This is a genomic window from Oligoflexia bacterium, assembly GCA_035326705.1.
In the GTDB taxonomy this organism is placed as follows: Bacteria; Bdellovibrionota_G; JALEGL01; order JALEGL01; family JALEGL01; genus JALEGL01.
On record DAOLES010000002.1, the window covers coordinates 357,429 to 375,989 of the forward strand.

Consider the following 18,561-nt stretch of genomic DNA (forward strand, 5'->3'; position numbering starts at 1 on the left):
AAAATTGTTCTATTTTAGAAGCTTAGGAGGCTTGCTATACTGTTTTAAGTTTATATATTGACAACCAATAATAGTATTAAATGCACTGAAACAATTTTGCAGCCTTGATGAAGTTTGCTGGTGTTTTATGCAACAAAATTGAAATTAATGATTAAAGTTTTTTTCTTTAACCTTTTTCAGTGAACGATGTGTTTTATCTAAGGCACCTGTTAGAGCCTCTTCTAGAGTTTCACTGTTATGGCTTACGGCAATGGGTTTTAGTTTTTCTATTCTAACCTCTATGGTACACTTTTTATCATTTGCACCACCTTTGTGGCTGTTTTCATCACTCATATGAACATTGACAGTGGTGATAAATTTAGAAAAATGTTCTAAGTTGCTTTGAGTTAAATCTGTTACATATTCTGTAAGTCGTTGATCGTTGTTAATTGATTCATCGGTATGAACATGTATTTGCATATGTGATGTCCTTTCAAAGGTAATTTTTTTTACTGTTTCATTCAATGTAATGATTTTTTGTATTAAACACTGCTATCTTAAGTTAGGTCTAAGTAAAATTTATAACAGGTATTTGGTCAATATTTAAATTACTAACATAGATTATTGTTCTTGAAAATAGATATACTTTTTAACTTTTCTGATTAACACCAATAGAATATGTCTTTCCGCGATCATCTTCACAATACATATCACACTCAAAGCCATAAGCTTGAGTTTATGATATTCATCTTGGAAGTTTTTTTTGACCTTTTCTTTTTCCATCACGATTAAAATGTTCTAACAAAGCGTTGAGTTGGGCACCCAATAACAGAACAAAGCCGCAGCTATTCAACCAAAACATAAAAACAATAAACCCACCTATACTGCCATAAACTTTGCCAAAGCTGTTAAAATTAATGAGGTAAAGATTGAGCCCTAAAGTTACAACAATGGTTAAAAAAGACCCCAAAACGCTTCCAGGTGTAATAAAGCGGAATTTTTGTTGTACATTGGGTCCATAATAATAAATGAGAGCAAACGCAGTGCATATAATCAAGAATACAAAAAGCCATTTAACAACAAATAAAAAAGATAAAAGCAGCCAAGACATTGCAAAGTTTTCTTGTAAATATGACCATATGTTTTCGCTAATGATAATAATTGAGAATGTACTCAACAGCATAAGCACAAAAACCGCCATTAAACTCAAGGCGGTTAATCTTGTTTTTATAAAGTCTCTTGCCTCTTTGACTTTATAAGTTACGTTTAACTGATCAATAACAGCGGCCAAGCCACTGGAAGCTGACCAAACGGCAACAGCAAAACCAAAAGATAGCAAAGCAACACCGCCGTCTTTGGTTAACTCTTCAATAAAAGATTCAAACATCATTTTAGCATCACCGGGCAACAATGTTTGTATGGAATAAATTGCGGTGTTTTGTAACTTGTTAAAACCTAAAAATGAAAAAAGACCCAACAAAAAAATAAATGCAGGAAAAACAGCAATTGTTAAATAATAGGCTAAGGCAGCAGAGGCTTTTAATATGCTATCTTTTTGAATTTCATTAAAAAATCTGACGGCAAAAAATTTCCAGGAAACCGTTAGCTTAAAAACAGATATTTTTTTTTTATCTTTCATCTTTTAAAAAATAGATTTATTCAGATTAAAATACTCAATACTACTCAGTAGTTTATTACCAAATTAATAACCATAAAACCATTCAAAGCTTGGGTTTGTTTCTTTTCATTTTGTATAGATGTTCTTGCACTATATTATTCAAGCACTCAGAAAAACTATTAATAGATGATACAGGCTACTTAAGGGGTTATTTTGATGAAACTATATCTAAGCAGTTTAAGTTCTTATTATGAATAAAACTTACATCAATATTTAACTGCATTCCTCAGTCCTTAGAGTTTTTATCTAAATTATAAGTTGGTAATGCACAATAGAGTTACTGTTTAAGGTAATCTGCAGTTTTTTTCATTTCTATTTTTCTAACTGTATTTTGATTTTTAGAAGTTTTAAAAAAGAGGCTAAAGCTTTTGTCTTTGTTGGCTTTAATTACTTTTCTTAAGACGTCCGGAGAGTTAACATGAGCAGGAATAATAAACTCTTGTTCAGAGCTACATACAACAAGAGCAGAACTGTCTTCATTTAAAGTGTATTCAAGGGGAAGGCATACATGCAATTCACTGGCAAAGCCAGAGCCCATCAAAAACAACACTGTCAAAAAGCTTAATTTAACTATAAAAGTTTTCAATACTTTATTATAGCATAAATGCAGGACAAAAGTTCAAGGTTTTATTTGCGTCGTGTCATTCAAGCGTCTAATAAATATTTGATTTTATTGATTTATTTAGTAAGGTTTTATGCGTTTGAATTATAATGTTAATAATAAGCAGTATGGTCCTCAATTTCTTAACATTGACAAAGTTGATGAAATCAAATAGACTCAACGCGTTATGATGAAATTTAAAAGAGTAAGGGCGTTTTTATTATTATTGTTTTTGATTTATATAAATAAAGCGTACACACAAGAATCTTTAATTGATCAGTATAGAACTGTTATGGAAGGTAACAGAAGCAGTATAGAACAAGTTCAGGATCAATCTCTGTCTATTGATGATTTTTCTTACCAAATGCTTGAGTTAGCTTTTCCAGATAATCATAGCGAATACATTATGCCTCTTAACTTATTGGAAATGAATGCTGAGCAAAAAACTTCATTCTTAAATTTTGATAATATAAAACCAACAATTTTAGATGAGGCGCAAGTCTATGTGCTTATTTATGGAATCAGAAATGTCGGTCATTTTGGTCTTGCACATAGAGTTTTGATCATAAAGGATTCGGAAGTTACCTTTTTAGGTAAACATGGAGATCTATATCCAATTAATGGGAGTCAACTGCATGACAAGAAGTCTTTGATTATGAGTGATGAGGATGATCGTCGTTTAGCAATCAGTGGCTTAAATAATTTAAAAGTAAGACTTGATAAACCTAGCCGTATTATAATGGATAAAATGCAGCAGCGCATACCAGAATATTTTACAAATAAGTTTTCAGATTATCTCATTGGGCTTGATCTTTGGTCTGTAGAATAAAAATAAAACCAATAAACTGAAAGCTTTGTATTTGTAAGAGACACCAGGTTCTCTTAATTGAATTAGTAGTTTTTTTATTAAGAGTACAGAGTGTGTCTAAGGATTTAAAAAGGGGGTTTTAAATCTCAAAACAACAAGTACCATTAAATTCAATGTCATCAACTAAAGATCATGTAGTAGAGACATTAGACTGTCTTTTGAATTAATGTTAGTGTGAGATCATTATGGACATGTCTTCTTGGTATCAGAGTTTACTTAAGCCTGACTGGGCACCGCCGGCATGGGTGTTTGGTCCGGTGTGGACGTTTTTATATGTTTTAATCATTATTTCATTCTCTTATGTTGGCTTTTTAGCCTTTAAGAAAAAAATTGGCTTCATCATTCTCTTACCTTTTTTACTGAACATCATCTTTAATCTTTTATTCACACCCCTTCAGTTTTCTTTGCATAACAATGTTTTGGCTTTGTTGGATGTGATCTTGGTTTTTCTGACCCTCATCTGGGCCATGATTGTGATTTATCCCTTTGCCCAATGGGTGACTTGGATTCAGATACCTTATTTATTATGGGTATCATTTGCAATGCTTCTCCAAGCAAGCATCACTTATCTCAACAGATAGATCAACGCTGTGTTAGCATGCAACATAAGTGGCTAAAAAATCTACTGCCAAGCATTAAATACTATCCTTAGGCAGGCTTATTGGATTGCAGCAGCTGTTGAAAATCATGACCAGAGGGTTCTTGAAAAGCACGCAGGCCAAATACTGAAATACAGGCCAAAAGGTGATCAAAAATATCGGATTGAATATTCTCATAGATGATCCAATCTGTTTGTGAACTAAATATGTAGAGTTCTAGGGGCAAGCCTTTTGAGCTGGGTTGCAGCTGCCTAACCAAAAAGGTCATGTTTTGATTGAGGTCTGGGTGGGTTTTTAAATAAGCAATAATATAGGCTCTAAAAGTCCCTATGTTGGTCAGTTGTCTATTATTTATGTTTTGTTCTGGAGTGCTGCGCTCAAAGCCCCCCAGCTCTTGCTCTTTGCTTTCTAAATAATCTTTAAGGACAGCAATGTTTTTAAATTTTTCTATGTCCTGTTGACTCAAAAAATGAATGCTAGAAATATCAATTAAAATAGACCGCTTGATCCGGCGGCCTTTGGCTTCTTGCATGCCGCGCCAGTTTTTAAATGAGTCAGAAATAAGCGCGTAGGCCGGAATGGTGGTGATGGTTTTATCCCAGTTTTGCACGCGGATGGTGGTGAGAGAGACATCGGTTACATCACCATCGGCGCCGTATTTGGGCATTTCAATCCAATCACCTTTTCTTACCATATCTAATGAAGAAAGCTGAATACTGGCCACCAAGCCTAAAATGGTATCTTTAAAAATAAGAAGCAGCACGGCTGTCATGGCACCCAGGCCGCTTAAGAAAATAAGCGGCGATTTTCCAAGCAGCAGGGATAAAATAAGAATAATGCTGATAAAAACAAATAAAATTTTTAAGGCTTGCGCCACACTTTTAATGGGTTTGTTTTTTAAGGCATCAAGCCTCTGGGCAATGTGTTCAAATACAGAGATTAAAGAAAAAACAACCAAACAGGAAACAATGACAAAATAAGCTTGGCAGCCTCTGATAAGGATTTCATACAAAGCCGTGGAGGGCGGGCTTATCCAAGCCGCACTGTTAAAGACAATCAGGCAAGGAAGGTATTGAGCCGCCCGTCTAAAAAACCTTTGCGATACAAATAAATCATCCCATTTAATGTGGGTTTTCTGGGTGAGCTTGGTGGTGGCTCTGAGCAAGATAAACTGCAGAATCCGTTTAAACAGATAGGCCAAAGAGAAAACAAGCAAAATTTTAAGCAGGGTAAAAACCAGCGCGTCTTGTTTTAAATACGATACAACCGTTTCAAAGCTCATAGCTTACATAGATACTATGGCTATGCTCAGATTAAAAATAATTCAGAGCAGATAGAAAAAAAGTCGAAGTGTTTTTGGGCTTTATGGCCAATTAGAGGCAAATCAAACTAAGTAGAAATAAAAAAACACAATGTATGTCGCTATTTAACCTACTGTATTAGAAAAAACGCCAAGCACGTTGGTCCTTAAATTATAATTCAGTTGACTGTCCCCGTAATTTTTTTTTGCTAAAAAAATAGTAGATTCTTGTCCAAAATAAATGATTTTTTTTGAACTTATTGGAAAAGTCCTTTTTATTTTTATTCCCCGAAGTAACCGGGTACTTTTTTACTTTTTTTGCGAAAGATTTTACGATTTTAAATTGTATTTATGTACCAATATGAGTTATTTTTTATAAATGGAAAAGAATATAAATAAAAAAGTTTCAGACCTTGATCATGAAACTGCAAAAAATTTTTTTCTAAAAGAAAAAATTTATTGCAGAGTTGGTATACCTTCATATTATAAGTTTTCAAATCTTTTAAATGATATTGATAATCATTTAAAAAGCTTTAAAATCGATGATATAAAAGAAACGCTATTTGATAAAAAAAATGACCCAAAGAATTTCGAAGAAGTTAACTATCGTTTAGACATAAATAAAGATGGACGTTTTTCTTGGAGAAGACAAGAAATTATTAACCCGATTCTATATATTTGGTTAGTGAGGGTAATAACAGAAGAAAATAACTGGAAAATAATCAAACACAAATTTAGTGAATGGAGTAAAAATGATAAGATTATTAGTACAAGTATTCCTATATACTCGGAAGATAAGGATTACCTGTCATCAGTTTTGTCAAGTTGGTATAAAAATGTAGAACAGAGGTCTTTAGAATTAGGTTTGAAGTATAGATATTATGCTAAAACAGATATTAGTAATTGCTACCCATCATTTTATACGCACTCGATACCATGGGCTTTACATTCAAAATCAGAAGCAAAAAAATATAGAAAAGAGAATGATTTACTTGGAAATAATATTGACAATATAATTCAAAGAATGCAGTACGGCCAAACAAATGGCATTCCACAAGGGTCAGTTTTAATAGATTTTATTGCTGAGATTATATTTTGTGCATTAGATGAAGAGATAATGAAAAACATCGGAGATGGTGGTGAGTTTAAAATAATTAGGTATCGTGATGACTATAGAGTTTTTGCAAATGATGAGTTATTAATTGAGAAAATTTTGAAAAAAATCTCGAGTTCTCTTTCTGAGTATGGATTAAGTTTAAATAGTCATAAAACTAAATTTGAACATGATCTTATCAAACATTCGATAAAAGAAGATAAGCTGTTTTGGACTTTAAATTTTAAAACTATACAACCTATCAAAGACGAAATTTTGTTTATATATGACTTTTCAAAAAAATATCCTAATTCTGGAAGATTACGCAAAGCTCTAAGCGATTTTCATAAAAAACTTATAAAAATATGTTGTTATAAGAATATAAATATCAAAGTTTTAATAAGTATAGTTACAAATATTGGGGTATCTAATCCTTCTGTTTGTCCAGAGATTTGTGCAATTTTAAGTGTGTTGTTAAATAATTGTGAAGATGATAAAAAAAACGACACTTTTAATTCAATAAAAGAAAGGTTTGATGATCTTCCTAATCGAGAATTTATTGAAATATGGTTATATAGAGTTGCAAAAAAAGCAGATATTGACTTCGAACCTTTTAACAACAAGTTGATAAATAATAAGCATAAAAAAGTATTGTGGAATATAAATTGGCTTAAAAACAATAAAATTAAAGAAATAATTGAAAATGCACAAATATTTAACCAAGATATTTTTGATGAACTTTCATTAGTGATTAAACCCGATGAAATTTCGGCTTTTGATATTAATTCTGAGTAAAAATAGGAATTAATTCGGGGGACAGTCGACTGAATAAGAAACAAAGTATTTTTTCATTCTAACTTTAAATCAAATTAAACTAGTTTAAGTGGCGTGAATGTGTTTTAACGGGCACGTGACTCAAACTAAATCTGGCAAAGTATTTGCTGACTATCCTTTAAATGCAAAGCTCTTAAAAGCCTTGCATGATATTTCTTATGTAACGCCCACGCCCATTCAAGAGCAGGCTATTCCTATTCTCATGGCTGGGCATGATGTGCTTGGTATTGCTCAGACTGGCACCGGCAAAACCGCTTCTTTTTGTCTTCCTATTTTGCATGAACTGGAGCAAAAAAACTTGGGCTTGATTCCAAAGCATACGCATGTACTTATTTTAACGCCCACCCGTGAGTTGGCCATTCAGATTTATGATAACCTAGTGGAGTATGGCAAGTACCTAAAGCAAAGCTATGCCGTGATCTTTGGTGGGGTCAATCAAACACGGCAGGTCAAAGCCTTAAAAAGTGGTGTGGATGTCTTGGTGGCTACACCGGGCCGGCTGTTGGATTTGATTGAGCAAAAGCATCTTTCATTGCAGAAACTCTCTGTATTTGTTTTGGATGAAGCGGACCGTATGCTGGATATGGGCTTTATTCGGGACATTAAAAAAATCATTCCCATGCTGCCCAAGCAAAGACGCAATGTCTTTTTTTCTGCCACCATGCCCAAAGAAATCAATGCCCTGGCACAAAAAATCTTGGTCAATCCTAAAAAAATTGAAGTGACGCCAGAGTCCACAACTGTTGAGTCCATTGAGCAAAGAGTGATGTTTGTTGAGAAAAAAGAAAAAGTAGGGCTGCTCTTGCACTTATTGAAAGATAAGTCATTTAAAAAGGTTTTGATTTTTGTTGGTATGAAACACATGGCCAACAAAGTGGTAGAGCGCTTGCACAAAAATAAAATTTCTGCCGCCGCCATTCACGGTAATAAATCACAAGCAGCTCGGCAAAAAGCCATCAAAGACTTTTCCAGCAATAAGGTCAGGGTCTTGGTGGCCACGGACATTGCGGCCAGAGGCATTGATATTGATGATATCACCCATGTCATCAACTATGACTTACCCAATGAAGCAGAAAGCTATGTGCACCGCATTGGCAGAACAGCCAGAGCCGGCAAAAATGGCATTGCCATTTCTTTGGTCACCGCAGATGAAAAGTCTTATTTAAAGAACATTGAAAACAAAACCAAGCAGAGCATTGCGGTTGAACAAGCGCAGCCTTTTCACAGTGATCTGGCGCAAAATGCAGCCGTGGTAAAACCCGGTAAAGCCAAAGCCAAAATTGAGGCCGGTAACAAGGCTAGAAGACCTAGGAGAAAGAAACCGTTTAAAAGCAAAAACGCAGCAAAAAATGGATCAGCTTCAAAGAGACCATTTAACAAAAAAAACAAGCCCAAGACTTAGTGTTAAACTTAGCTTTTACTCATCTAAGCGTTTAACGTTACTGGATACCTGGCCAGACTCTGGATCTTGAGCAATCATGATTTTAATGGGTCTGCAACATACGTAACAGTCTTCTATGTATTGATGGTTTTGTAGAGGATCTGCAGTGCCACCAGCGTTAAGTTCATACACATCCGCACCAACGCTGGTATCAATTTCAATTTCAAAATATTCAGCACAGTAGGGGCATTGTATGTTTTGGTATTGAATCCAATCTGACATGAAAGTGTATATGCCCAAGTTGAGATGGGATTGTCAAATTTGTGATCAGGTGTCATAGACGGGTGCTTAGACTATAAGAGATCAGTTTTTATTAGGAATACACAGTGTGTCCCAGGATTTCAAAGCCTCTTTTGGCAGATCTAGACCAAAAAACAAATGATCCACATAAAGACACATAGGTTCAATTCTATTTATAATGCATAGCTCAAATCATATGAAAAAGGAGTAAGTTTTTGGGGACACACAATGTTTTATAATTTCATTATCTTTGATCTAGATAATTTTAATTCAGGCACCCACCTGTCCCCGGAATTAGATTGTAATTAGGTGTTTATTTGTGACCATATTCAAAGTCGTTGCATGAAACTTGAAAATAGTCATCTTCTCGATCATATTCAGAATATATATCATCTCCTGCAAGATCTTGTTTAATTGCCACCAATATATTTTTGAGGGATACTTTTTTCTCTCCAAAAAATGTACGAACAAGGCAATGACAACTTAATTGTTGAGGGTCTTCATCCACAATATAGAAACTTGTGATATTTGGTATTGTGTCAAGTTGATGGTGGACTGTACAATCTTGAGAATTGATATTGCAACGCAAACCGCTTTCTGAGTTGTCTTTCCACGTTACGGTGGCAAAAACATTGTTTTTATACTCAGTTATCTTAGTCTCCTTTGTGTTAGCATATTCTTTATGCTTGGTTATACTATAAGAAAACTTATCAGCTTCTGCTGTATAAAAAACGATATTTTTAAAAGTAAAAAAATTAGTCTCAGTATCCACCATTTTTTTAGCTAATGCATCACAAGATTGAATGCTCTCAGATATACTTTGACTTAAAGCTTTACCAGAGATCATAAAAATTAAGGTTAATATTATAAAATTAAATATATTCTTTTTTCTCATTTCCATGGACGCCAAATATACAAACTTTTTCAAAGTGTCAATAGCTACCTTTTCTTCTTTCATGGGTAGCTCCGGGGACAAAGTAACCGTAGTCGGTTAGTTTGGGGAGAAAATAAAAAGAATAATGTTGTGTTAACGGAGCCAATATAAAATAGGCAGATGAACTTACGATTTGAAAAGTATGGGGTGAGTAACGGGGCTCGAACCCGCGACATCCAGGACCACAACCTGGCGCTCTACCAACTGAGCTATACCCACCATCTAAGATACCATCTTTTCATAGACTGTGGTTTTTGTCTATAAAAATGGCGCACACCTACGTAGACGACTTTTGAAACGGTCTTATAGCATTTGTTACATAAATCTCAATCATTTTTATTCTATTATGAACAATATCCTTAGGGCCGTTTCCATATCAGCAAATTGTTGGGGAAACTTGCCGTTACCGTGCCTGAAGCAGCCTCAAGCTCGGATTTTATACTGAGCGTATCACCCACTTGCAAATCATGGAGTAAGGTGACCATGGAGCAACTGGCATGGTTATGGTTATTTTGTGAGCGAATATAATTGGACTTGCACTCATGCCCGGGTAGAGCAGCGCCATTCAAATGAAGCGTAAAAATAGGATTGGCCCGTTGAACCGTTGAAGTCAGGGTTGTATTAAAGACAATGTAGTAGTCACCGTTTTGGTTGATGGTGATGTTGTCTGAATTGTTACTTGCATTATGATTAAACGTGCTGCTGTCAATAGAGTTCTGAGTGGTCCACTCTAAGTGACCAGACTGATTCAAATTGTTTTGTCCAGGATTACCATTGTTCAAGGTTGATCCAGATAAGTCAATATACTCAGGTGTTTGGATGTGTTGAATGAACAAAGAGGCGGTCTGACCAATTGAAATATTAACCGCTTGGCTTACGCTTGTGTCTCTTGCTAGTTCAACGGTGAGGTTATCATTGATGTTGATGTTACGGATGATACCTGCCCAGTGAATGGATGATTCATTGTGACCACTGCCTCTTCTTAAATAACCCTGTCTGGCAAAGCCAACGCTTACTCCATTGATTTTAATTTCTGCGCGTACGGATGTTCTATCATTTCTATTGCCATTGGGATCATTCAAAGGAAGATTAAAATACAGCAAATAATCACCCGTTTGATTAAGGCTTATGCTGCTATCACCTGAATTGTGGGTATAGGTAGTGGCATCAAAAACATCATCAGCACTTCTATCCCAGAGTAAGGCTTGAGGCGTTGTCATGTTAAAGTTTGATCCACCGCTGCTTACACTTGCCAAAGCGCTGAAAGCATGATGATCTGTTGGAAGTTTATTAAGAACCAAGCTTGCCTGATCCGTAATGTTAACCGTGCCGGAAGCAGCTTGCTGGCTGACTTCAACGCGAAGAGTCTGATTGGGCATAACCGACGGAATTAAAAAATGAACATGGTTGGATGCCTCGGTATGATTGCTTGCATTTCTGATGTAAGCGCTTTCTGAACGGCCTCCTTGCACCAGCGCACCATCCAAATAAAAATCAACCCGAACATTGGAGCGTTGTACATTAGATTCCATGGGGAGTGTCAGTTGCGCCAGGTAGTTGCCGGACTTTAAAAATATAATATCCTGAGCTGATGCATCGTTATGAGCAAACACTGCATCATCTAAGACTTCCGCAGACCATTCAAGTGGGCTTGAGGTGTTGGCGTTGAGATTAGAACCAGATGTTGTTGTCGTAGAAGTAAATTTGGCATAATTGTAATTCAGTTGCCAGGGATCAGAAGTTGTTGTTGCAGATGTGTTGCCTGAACTGTCTTTGGCTCTTATACTAGCAAAGTAGTTAACACCGTGATTTAAAGTGAAGTTGCTATCACTTGGACTATTGGCGGTAAAACTCAGAACAGTGCCAATATCTGTCCAGTCCATGATGTCATTTTGTCCTAGGTCTGTTCCCGTGCTTCCAAGTGCAAATTCATATCGGTCAAACGCGCAGTTATCATTTGAAGCCAGCCAAGTAAATTTAGGTGTTTGATTGGTTTTGGCAAAGGTACTGCTGATGCTGAGCATGCTAACAGTCGATGGGGCTGTAAAATCAACAGAGAAAGCTGAAGGCGTTGTAATAACTTCTGAAATGTTGCCAGCTGTGTCTATGGCTCGTAGGCTGGTATAGTAATCTGTGCATTCTATAATCTCTTCAATATCAGTAAAGCCAGGGTGATTGGTTGCGGTACCAACATCTATCCAATCCAACAAGTCATTCTGGCCAAAACCAAAACCAGTGGAGCCTATAGCCAATTGATAGTAAGCAATGTCGTTATCGGGTGAAGCGGTCCATGAGCTTGGTGGTGAGCCAGGACTGTTGAGTTGGCTCAAGCTATGAGTAATGTTACTTGGTGGATTAACACCACTATCAAAGGTAACAGAGTTATCAATACTGGTGGATGTTTGATTGCTGGCTCCCGATGGGGTGATAGCAGCACCCTGACCAATAAACGGCACAATGGTTCCACTGTTGAGTGCAGTTGCGGTAAGAGTGAAGTCTTTAGAACTACCATTATCACTAATGTTCCAGCTTACAGCAGCGGTTCCCAGTTGGACAATATCGGTTACTGTAAAGCTTGCTGGATCAATTGCTTGACTGAATGTGGCAATAAATACAATGTTTGGATTATTTGTAGGATCATTTTGACTAGGTCCTTGTTCAAGGCTCAGACTTGGATTTTCTTCTAAACCAGTATCATCGCAATTAAGATTGGTGCTGGTCCCAATACACAAGACACCTGAAGTATTTGAACTAACTTTGCCTAAGGGGTTGTTGGTGCATGCACTTAAAATAAAAGCTTGAGCACAGTATAGAAAGATAGCAAGACCCTGTAATGGTTTTATTTTCATCATTGCAATAGTTTCCTTAATTTAGGGTTAAAAATAATAACGATACCTAAGATCTATTTGATTACTCTTGAACTCTGAACCAGAGGCATCAAACTGACCATAAGCATAGCCAATATTAAATTCATGATTTTTAATGCCAGCATACAGATCAAAGTTTGTCAGTATGCCTTGATCATTAATAAAGTCTCCTAATCCAATAACCTGTATTGAAGGGCGTAAGCCTAGGTTAAATGATGCTTTATTGAATAGAGCAACATTTGCTTCTAGACCCAGTTTTCCAATCCAGTCGGCATCAAATTCAATGCTGCTGGCATTGGGTGTAAAAAAATAAATTTGACGGTAAATACCTGTATAAAGATTAAGATTAATTCGATTGTTCAAAAAAGAACGACCAACGCCAATGGAAATATCTGGTGCAAAAATTGATTGGTCCGCCACATTGAAGTCATTGGTGTCTTCAGAATAGCGGAAGTAACGTACTTGAGTATGAATCAATGAATAATATTTTGGATGGCTGCGCATGGGAGTTGTCCAACCTAGCTCCAATTGCCATGATAAGTCTGACAGTAATTTGGCTGAGTTAGACGTGCTGGTATCGGTGCCTTTTAGTTTGTGAAATAAAAAACCAAAGCCAGCATAGTAGGTTCTGTTGTTAAACCATACTGAGTCATCAAGAGGTGTTTGTGTGCGTTCAGATTCATGTGGGTTGTTGTCTGACTCTTGCTGAGCAGGAGCTGAAGATATTGAGTCTTGCTGTTGTTGTGTTAAAGCATCAATTTTTTCTTCCAAGCGGTCTATTTTTTCATGCAACTGACGTATTTCACTGTTTGTGGCTAAACGACTGCTACTGTTTTGGCATGCTTCAGAGGCTTGTTTTGCTGGGCTATAGTTTTCCATTTTAGAGGAATCAGGAAGCATTACAACGTAACCTGACTTGATTTGGTGTTTATCTTTGATTGATTTGTTTACTGAAAGCAGTAAATTGAGTGAACCTTGCTCACCATAAACAGGATAACCAATGTATTTTTCTGCAACACAGGTCAAAGTGTCTCCTTGAGTCATAATATACGGGCGGTCCTGAGAGTGTAACTGTGGAGATAGGTATAAAAGCACAATAAAACTGCACATAAACTTCTCAAAATGTTGATTCATGAATATTCCCCTACATGAGTTTAAAATATTTTTTTCATCTATTACGGTGCTTGTTAATGCAGCAATCGACTGCATGCTTGAGCAGATGAATTTTTTAAAGCGCTTAATAGCAATTTTAGCGTAAAGCGCAAGAATAAAGTGCCAGGTGACTTTAAGGGGAAATTGTGAATAAGATGATGTTTGCAAAGTTAATACATAGTAAAAATAAACTGTGCTAAGGGCGGGGACTCAGAATGGGGTATTATATATTGGACTTGATTAATATAAAAAACATGATACTTTGCGTCTAGATCATAGCTATTCAATATTAAGAATGAGGTGGGGAAAATCATGGTTAATAAAAATTTTATTCAATATTTTTTGTTAAGTTTTACTTTGTGTTTTGGTTTTAAAATATTGCATGCCAATCAACGAAAACCTTTTGGAGTGGCCATGGGGATATGCGAATCAAAATTAATGGGCAATACAGTAAAGCGGCATCCATTAATTATACCGTTTGAAACTTCGTATACTGAACATGATTGGCACTACAGTGAAGCGTTAATTGATAAAGGTTTGCTTCGGGAAGAAGATTCTTTTTTTAAACAACAATGTATGAGTAAACTGGCCATGGCTTGTGAGGTGCTTCCAACATTTGATGTGTGGCAGTTTATCAATAACAGTGACAGAATATTAGGCCAGCAATCAAGTTCAGAGGAAAAAAGAGAGCTTGAAAGCTACAGCATAGGGCACTTAAAACCTCCATTTAAATGTTTAGAGTTTGATACTATGGATAAAACTCTTTTAGGTAATGTACTTGGGGTTACTGTCAATCAAATTCAATCGCTTATCCCAGATATTGCAATTCCAGAAGAAATAGTAAACCTGAGTTTTAATGGAGTGAGTCAATTTGAAGTGAGTCAATTCTTACGTTGGTTGGAACAAAGCGAGTATGCACTAGATTTTAATAAAAGCTCTATTATTACCCAACTGAAAAATGACTTGTATAAAGCGATGAAAACCAACATAGCGGCGGCAGATGTTTCAGGAAATATTAAAGTAGGTGCTGATGGAACGGTTACTGCGTTTGATTATCAAACAGCGCGTATTCCCTTAGCCCCTGGTTATGCGCTTAACCAACAGTTTACTACCAATTCTTTAGAGCATAGCCTTTGGTTTGAGTTTGAAAAGGCGAGGTCAGCGGGTTTGATGGAATGGGTGCATGTTAAAGATAAGTCGGTGGATCGTTATGTTTCACAGTTAACACCTAAAGGGGCACAAGTGTATTATCAATTGTTGAATTCAAACAGGATTAACCAACATTTAAAAACAGTTGCCTTTAATAGAGCTGTGCAAGTAGCTGCCATCGATTTAACCACAGCAGAAAAAAGGGCCCTTGAAGCAAGGATTAACATTGATTTGTCCGAAAGCCTATTAGAAAAAGACACTCTGATTAGGTTGGGGGTAAAGTTTGTCTCTAATGTAGTATCGCCGTGGTCAAAAGTGAAACTTGCAGTTGATACAGCATGGATAGCCTATGGTGCCATATCCTTGGCGGCTCAGTCTGGTGATGATACAAAACTGGTTCCTTATGATCCGGCAATTTTTTTACAGTTATCAGCTGAAGAACGCCAAGAGGTTCTGAGTTCCGATAAATGTAAAAAAGTGATTGAAGCTTATTTAAGTATCATTAAAAAAATGAACCAGCACTCCTAAATAACATGGATGCTGCTGAGTGTGATATTCTATGTAAGCAAAATTTATATCTAGAGGTAAAAAATGGTACGCCTGAGAGGATTCGAACCTCTGACCTACGGCTTAGAAGGCCGTTGCTCTATCCAGCTGAGCTACAGGCGCAAGATTGACTTGTATAGGTTAATTTTACTCAAATGTAAATTCTATTTATAGAATTATCGCTAAAATTTAAAATGTTTTTTGCTTTTGCCATTCTTTACAGGCTGAGGGCAAATCTTAATTAGATTGAAAGTACTTGATTTCATTATTTTTGTGACTAGATAAAGCAATAATTTGCAATTTATCAGCTTCAAGCATAAATCCTTAAGCATGAAAAATACATTAAAAATTTTAGGTTTAAGTTTAACATTATGTTTGTTAAATGGAGCCTGTTCTAAACGTTTAAAAGGAAATGATAGTTCGATGAATCGAGAAAATAAACCTAACTTAAGTCAAACCTATGCTGAATTTAGGTCTAAGCATATTAGCAATGTCTCATACAATTTGTCTTTTGATTTGAGTCATGGCAAAGAAAAATTCAGTGGTATTTCAAGTATTCACTTTGAATATAAACCTCAAAGTCAACCTGTAACCATTGATTTTGTTGGGGGCACAGTAAAGTCAGTAAAGATCAATGAGCAAGGCTATCAAGCCAATTACAACGGTAACTTTTTAAGCATTGATCCAGCACAGCTGAACGAAGGTGAAAACACCATAGAAATAACATTTGAGCATGCCTATAGCAATGATGGCGCTGGTTTGTATCGTTTTGAAGATACAGAAGATAATACCAGTTACATTTACAGTAACTTTGAGCCCTATGATGCTAATAAAATGTTTCCTTGCTTTGACCAGCCAGATCTTAAAGCCAGTTATGAACTGGATGTTGTAGCACCTAAAAGTTGGCAAGTGATTTCTGCAGCTCAAGAAACTGAAGTAAAAGCCAAGGGTGATGTAAAGCACTGGCATTTTCCTAAAACCAAACGCTTTAGTACATATATTTTTCCATTACATGCTGGAGACTATACTTACTGGACTTCAGATTACAATGGCATGTCCATGCGTTTATTTGCCAGAAAATCATTGGCAAAATATGTGAATCAAGAATTTTGGTTTGACATCAGTAAAAAGGGTTTTGAGTTTTTTAATGCGTATTTTGATTACGATTATCCTTTTGGCAAATATGACCAGGTGATTGTTCCGGACTTTAATGCTGGTGCCATGGAGAATACTGCCGCCATTACTTTTTCTGAAGCTTACATTAAAAAAGGCAAGTATACTCGTTCCAATGAGATGAACATTGCAGAAGTGATTTTGCATGAGATGGCTCATATGTGGTTTGGTAACTTGGTCACCATGAAGTGGTGGAATGACCTGTGGTTGAATGAAAGTTTTGCTACCTATATGGCTTACTTGGCTGTTGCCGAGAACACACAGTTTAAAGAAGCATGGCATGATTTTTATGCAGGCATTAAAGTATGGGCTTATACGGAAGATCAAAGAATAACAACTCATCCCATTGAAGCAACCATAGAAACCACAGACCAAGCGTTTGCTAACTTTGACGGCATTACGTATGGCAAAGGAGCTTCTTCATTAAAACAACTGGCGTATTATATTGGAGCCGATGAGTTTAAAAAGGGTATGCGCCATTACTTTAAAACCTTTGCATATAAAAACACACAGCTTAGTGATTTTGTAGGGTCTTTAGAAAAAGGCGCACAAAAATCTTTGCAAGCTTGGGTGGGTGATTGGTTGAGAAACAAAGGTTTAAATACAATTAAAGCTGATTTAGCTGGATGTAAGCCGGGTGAAAAAATTAAGAAGTTTGACCTTATTCAGGGTGTTGCTTCAGGAGATGATGTTTTACGTGCCCATAAAGTAAATGTTGCATTGTATACGGTTGAAAAAGGTAAACTGACAGCTTATGCCAATGAAACAGTTCAGTATGATGGCAAGAAAACAAGCGTCAACAAATTTGAAGGCAAAACCTGTCCAGCCTTTGTGTTTGTCAACGAAGCAGACAATGACTTTGTGAAAGTGGTCTTTGATGATGCATCAGTTAAATTTCTCAAAGATAACTTAAATTTATTTGAGTCAGCGCATCATCGCTCTATGATTTGGCGCAGCCTATGGGATATGGTGGAAGACCAGAAGTTAAGCATAGATGAGTATTTGACCATTGTTGATGCGCACTTGGATCAAGAAGGCAATGTTGATGTTAGTGGTCAAATTGTTAATACATTGATTGGCAGAAGGGGAAGTCATCATGCCGTCTTGTATTATGTGAAAAATCAAAAAGAAAAACATGCCAGCTTACAAAAAAAGTATGAAGATTTCTTTTGGAAAAAACTCAACGCTGCACAAGTAGAGAGTGATTTTCAATCCCATTGGTACAACACCTATGTTAGCATGTTGGAAAGTGATCAAGCGCAAGAACAACTGTTATCTTTGTTAAACGGTAAAACAAAAATCAAAGGTCTTACCATTGATCAAGATAAACGATGGGGTGCCATTAAAGTGCTCAATAGCTTAGCTCATCCCAAAGCCAAAGACTTACTCAAAGCTGAGCAAGAAAAAGATAAATCTTCTGGTGGTGTTAAGTCTGCCATTGCTTGTGAAGTGATTTATCCAGATAAAGCATCTAAAAATGAATGGTACAATAAATTGATGAACAATGAGTTAGACTCATTGGCTAAAAAAGCAGTGGTCATCAGCAATTTACTGCCCAATGGTCAAGAGGAGTTTAAAGCAGATTTTTATGATCGTTTGTATGATGCTATTGTCCAAAAAAATAAAGAAGGTGATCTTGAGTTATTAACCCGTTTTACCATTGGTTTAGCACCAGTAAGCTGTGACCCAGCATCTGTTGAAAGAATGGGTAAGTTTATCAAGAAAAACCAAGCAGACTTTTTACCCATTGTTAAAAAGAACTTGCTTATCATGCATGAGTCCTATGAGACTTGTGTCAATGTCCGTCAGTACAATAAATTGTAGTTTAAATATAGTCATTTAACTACAAGTGGTGACAAAGCAGAAAAAAGGAATTTCGTACAGCGAGTTTGGGTAGCAAAGCTGCCCACTGTTTGAGCTGGTAGAAATCCTTTTTTCTGCTTTGCTTGTTACTGTATAAAGTTAAATCACTATAGCACGTTTTAAATTGACTTAAAAAAAGCAAAAGAAAGGTTACGCCTACTTTTGCTTTTTTTATGGTTGCTCATATTGTATAGTCATTTAATAAAGTGTTAGTACATCAAAGATTATTTTTTATGATAAGCGA

Annotated in this window: 14 protein-coding genes and 2 tRNA genes; 6 read left to right on the forward strand and 10 right to left on the reverse strand. The window is 36.1% G+C overall.

What is annotated here, in order from left to right; all coding sequences use genetic code 11:
• Positions 1-144 precede the first annotated feature (144 nt).
• The 3 genes from PKC21_04835 to PKC21_04845 form a co-directional block, all read right to left on the reverse strand.
• Complete coding sequence (locus tag PKC21_04835) at positions 145-459, reverse strand: HPF/RaiA family ribosome-associated protein (GenBank protein HMR24663.1); 315 nt, start codon at positions 457-459, stop codon at positions 145-147.
• Positions 460-724: 265 nt separating this feature from the next.
• Complete coding sequence (locus PKC21_04840) at positions 725-1,618, reverse strand: YihY/virulence factor BrkB family protein (GenBank protein ID HMR24664.1); 894 nt, start codon at positions 1,616-1,618, stop codon at positions 725-727.
• 316 nt (positions 1,619-1,934) lie between these two features.
• The gene (locus PKC21_04845) at positions 1,935-2,207 is read right to left on the reverse strand and encodes a hypothetical protein (protein ID HMR24665.1); all 273 of its coding nucleotides are present in this window, start codon (positions 2,205-2,207) and stop codon (positions 1,935-1,937) included.
• A gap of 238 nt (positions 2,208-2,445) precedes the next feature.
• Between PKC21_04845 and PKC21_04850 the strand changes: the two genes are divergently transcribed.
• The gene (locus PKC21_04850) at positions 2,446-3,087 is read left to right on the forward strand and encodes a hypothetical protein (protein HMR24666.1); all 642 of its coding nucleotides are present in this window, start codon (positions 2,446-2,448) and stop codon (positions 3,085-3,087) included.
• A gap of 224 nt (positions 3,088-3,311) precedes the next feature.
• Positions 3,312-3,707, forward strand: a complete 396-nt coding sequence (locus tag PKC21_04855; GenBank protein HMR24667.1) for a tryptophan-rich sensory protein — start codon at positions 3,312-3,314, stop codon at positions 3,705-3,707.
• A gap of 67 nt (positions 3,708-3,774) precedes the next feature.
• Here PKC21_04855 and PKC21_04860 read toward each other — a convergent pair whose 3' ends face one another.
• Positions 3,775-5,007, reverse strand: a complete 1,233-nt coding sequence (locus tag PKC21_04860) for a mechanosensitive ion channel (GenBank protein HMR24668.1) — start codon at positions 5,005-5,007, stop codon at positions 3,775-3,777.
• Between the two features lie 397 nt (positions 5,008-5,404).
• Between PKC21_04860 and PKC21_04865 the strand changes: the two genes are divergently transcribed.
• The gene (locus PKC21_04865; protein ID HMR24669.1) at positions 5,405-6,913 is read left to right on the forward strand and encodes an RNA-directed DNA polymerase; all 1,509 of its coding nucleotides are present in this window, start codon (positions 5,405-5,407) and stop codon (positions 6,911-6,913) included.
• Between the two features lie 115 nt (positions 6,914-7,028).
• Positions 7,029-8,354 (forward strand): DEAD/DEAH box helicase, encoded by a 1,326-nt coding sequence (locus tag PKC21_04870; GenBank protein ID HMR24670.1) that lies wholly within the window; start codon positions 7,029-7,031, stop codon positions 8,352-8,354.
• A gap of 15 nt (positions 8,355-8,369) precedes the next feature.
• Here the strand turns inward: PKC21_04870 and PKC21_04875 are convergent, their stop codons facing one another.
• From PKC21_04875 to PKC21_04895, 5 genes are all read right to left on the reverse strand, one after another.
• A complete protein-coding gene (locus PKC21_04875; GenBank protein HMR24671.1) occupies positions 8,370-8,615 on the reverse strand; it encodes a CPXCG motif-containing cysteine-rich protein in 246 nt (81 codons plus the stop codon).
• A 331-nt stretch (positions 8,616-8,946) separates the two neighbouring features.
• A complete protein-coding gene (locus PKC21_04880) occupies positions 8,947-9,591 on the reverse strand; it encodes a hypothetical protein (GenBank protein ID HMR24672.1) in 645 nt (214 codons plus the stop codon).
• A 119-nt stretch (positions 9,592-9,710) separates the two neighbouring features.
• A tRNA-His gene (locus PKC21_04885) sits at positions 9,711-9,786 on the reverse strand.
• Positions 9,787-9,926: 140 nt separating this feature from the next.
• Complete coding sequence (locus PKC21_04890; GenBank protein ID HMR24673.1) at positions 9,927-12,419, reverse strand: hypothetical protein; 2,493 nt, start codon at positions 12,417-12,419, stop codon at positions 9,927-9,929.
• Positions 12,420-12,443: 24 nt separating this feature from the next.
• A complete protein-coding gene (locus tag PKC21_04895) occupies positions 12,444-13,568 on the reverse strand; it encodes a hypothetical protein (protein HMR24674.1) in 1,125 nt (374 codons plus the stop codon).
• Between the two features lie 330 nt (positions 13,569-13,898).
• Between PKC21_04895 and PKC21_04900 the strand changes: the two genes are divergently transcribed.
• Entirely contained in the window at positions 13,899-15,263 is a 1,365-nt protein-coding gene (locus tag PKC21_04900) for a hypothetical protein (protein HMR24675.1), read from the forward strand.
• Between the two features lie 64 nt (positions 15,264-15,327).
• On the opposite strand, the gene PKC21_04905 is transcribed toward PKC21_04900, so the two are convergent.
• Positions 15,328-15,404: transfer RNA gene (locus PKC21_04905), tRNA-Arg, on the reverse strand.
• A gap of 207 nt (positions 15,405-15,611) precedes the next feature.
• On the opposite strand from PKC21_04905, the gene pepN reads away from it, so the two are divergent.
• Positions 15,612-18,278 carry an aminopeptidase N gene (pepN, locus tag PKC21_04910; protein HMR24676.1) on the forward strand — a complete coding sequence of 889 codons (2,667 nt, stop codon included), beginning with the start codon at positions 15,612-15,614 and terminating at the stop codon, positions 18,276-18,278.
• Positions 18,279-18,561: the final 283 nt, after the last annotated feature.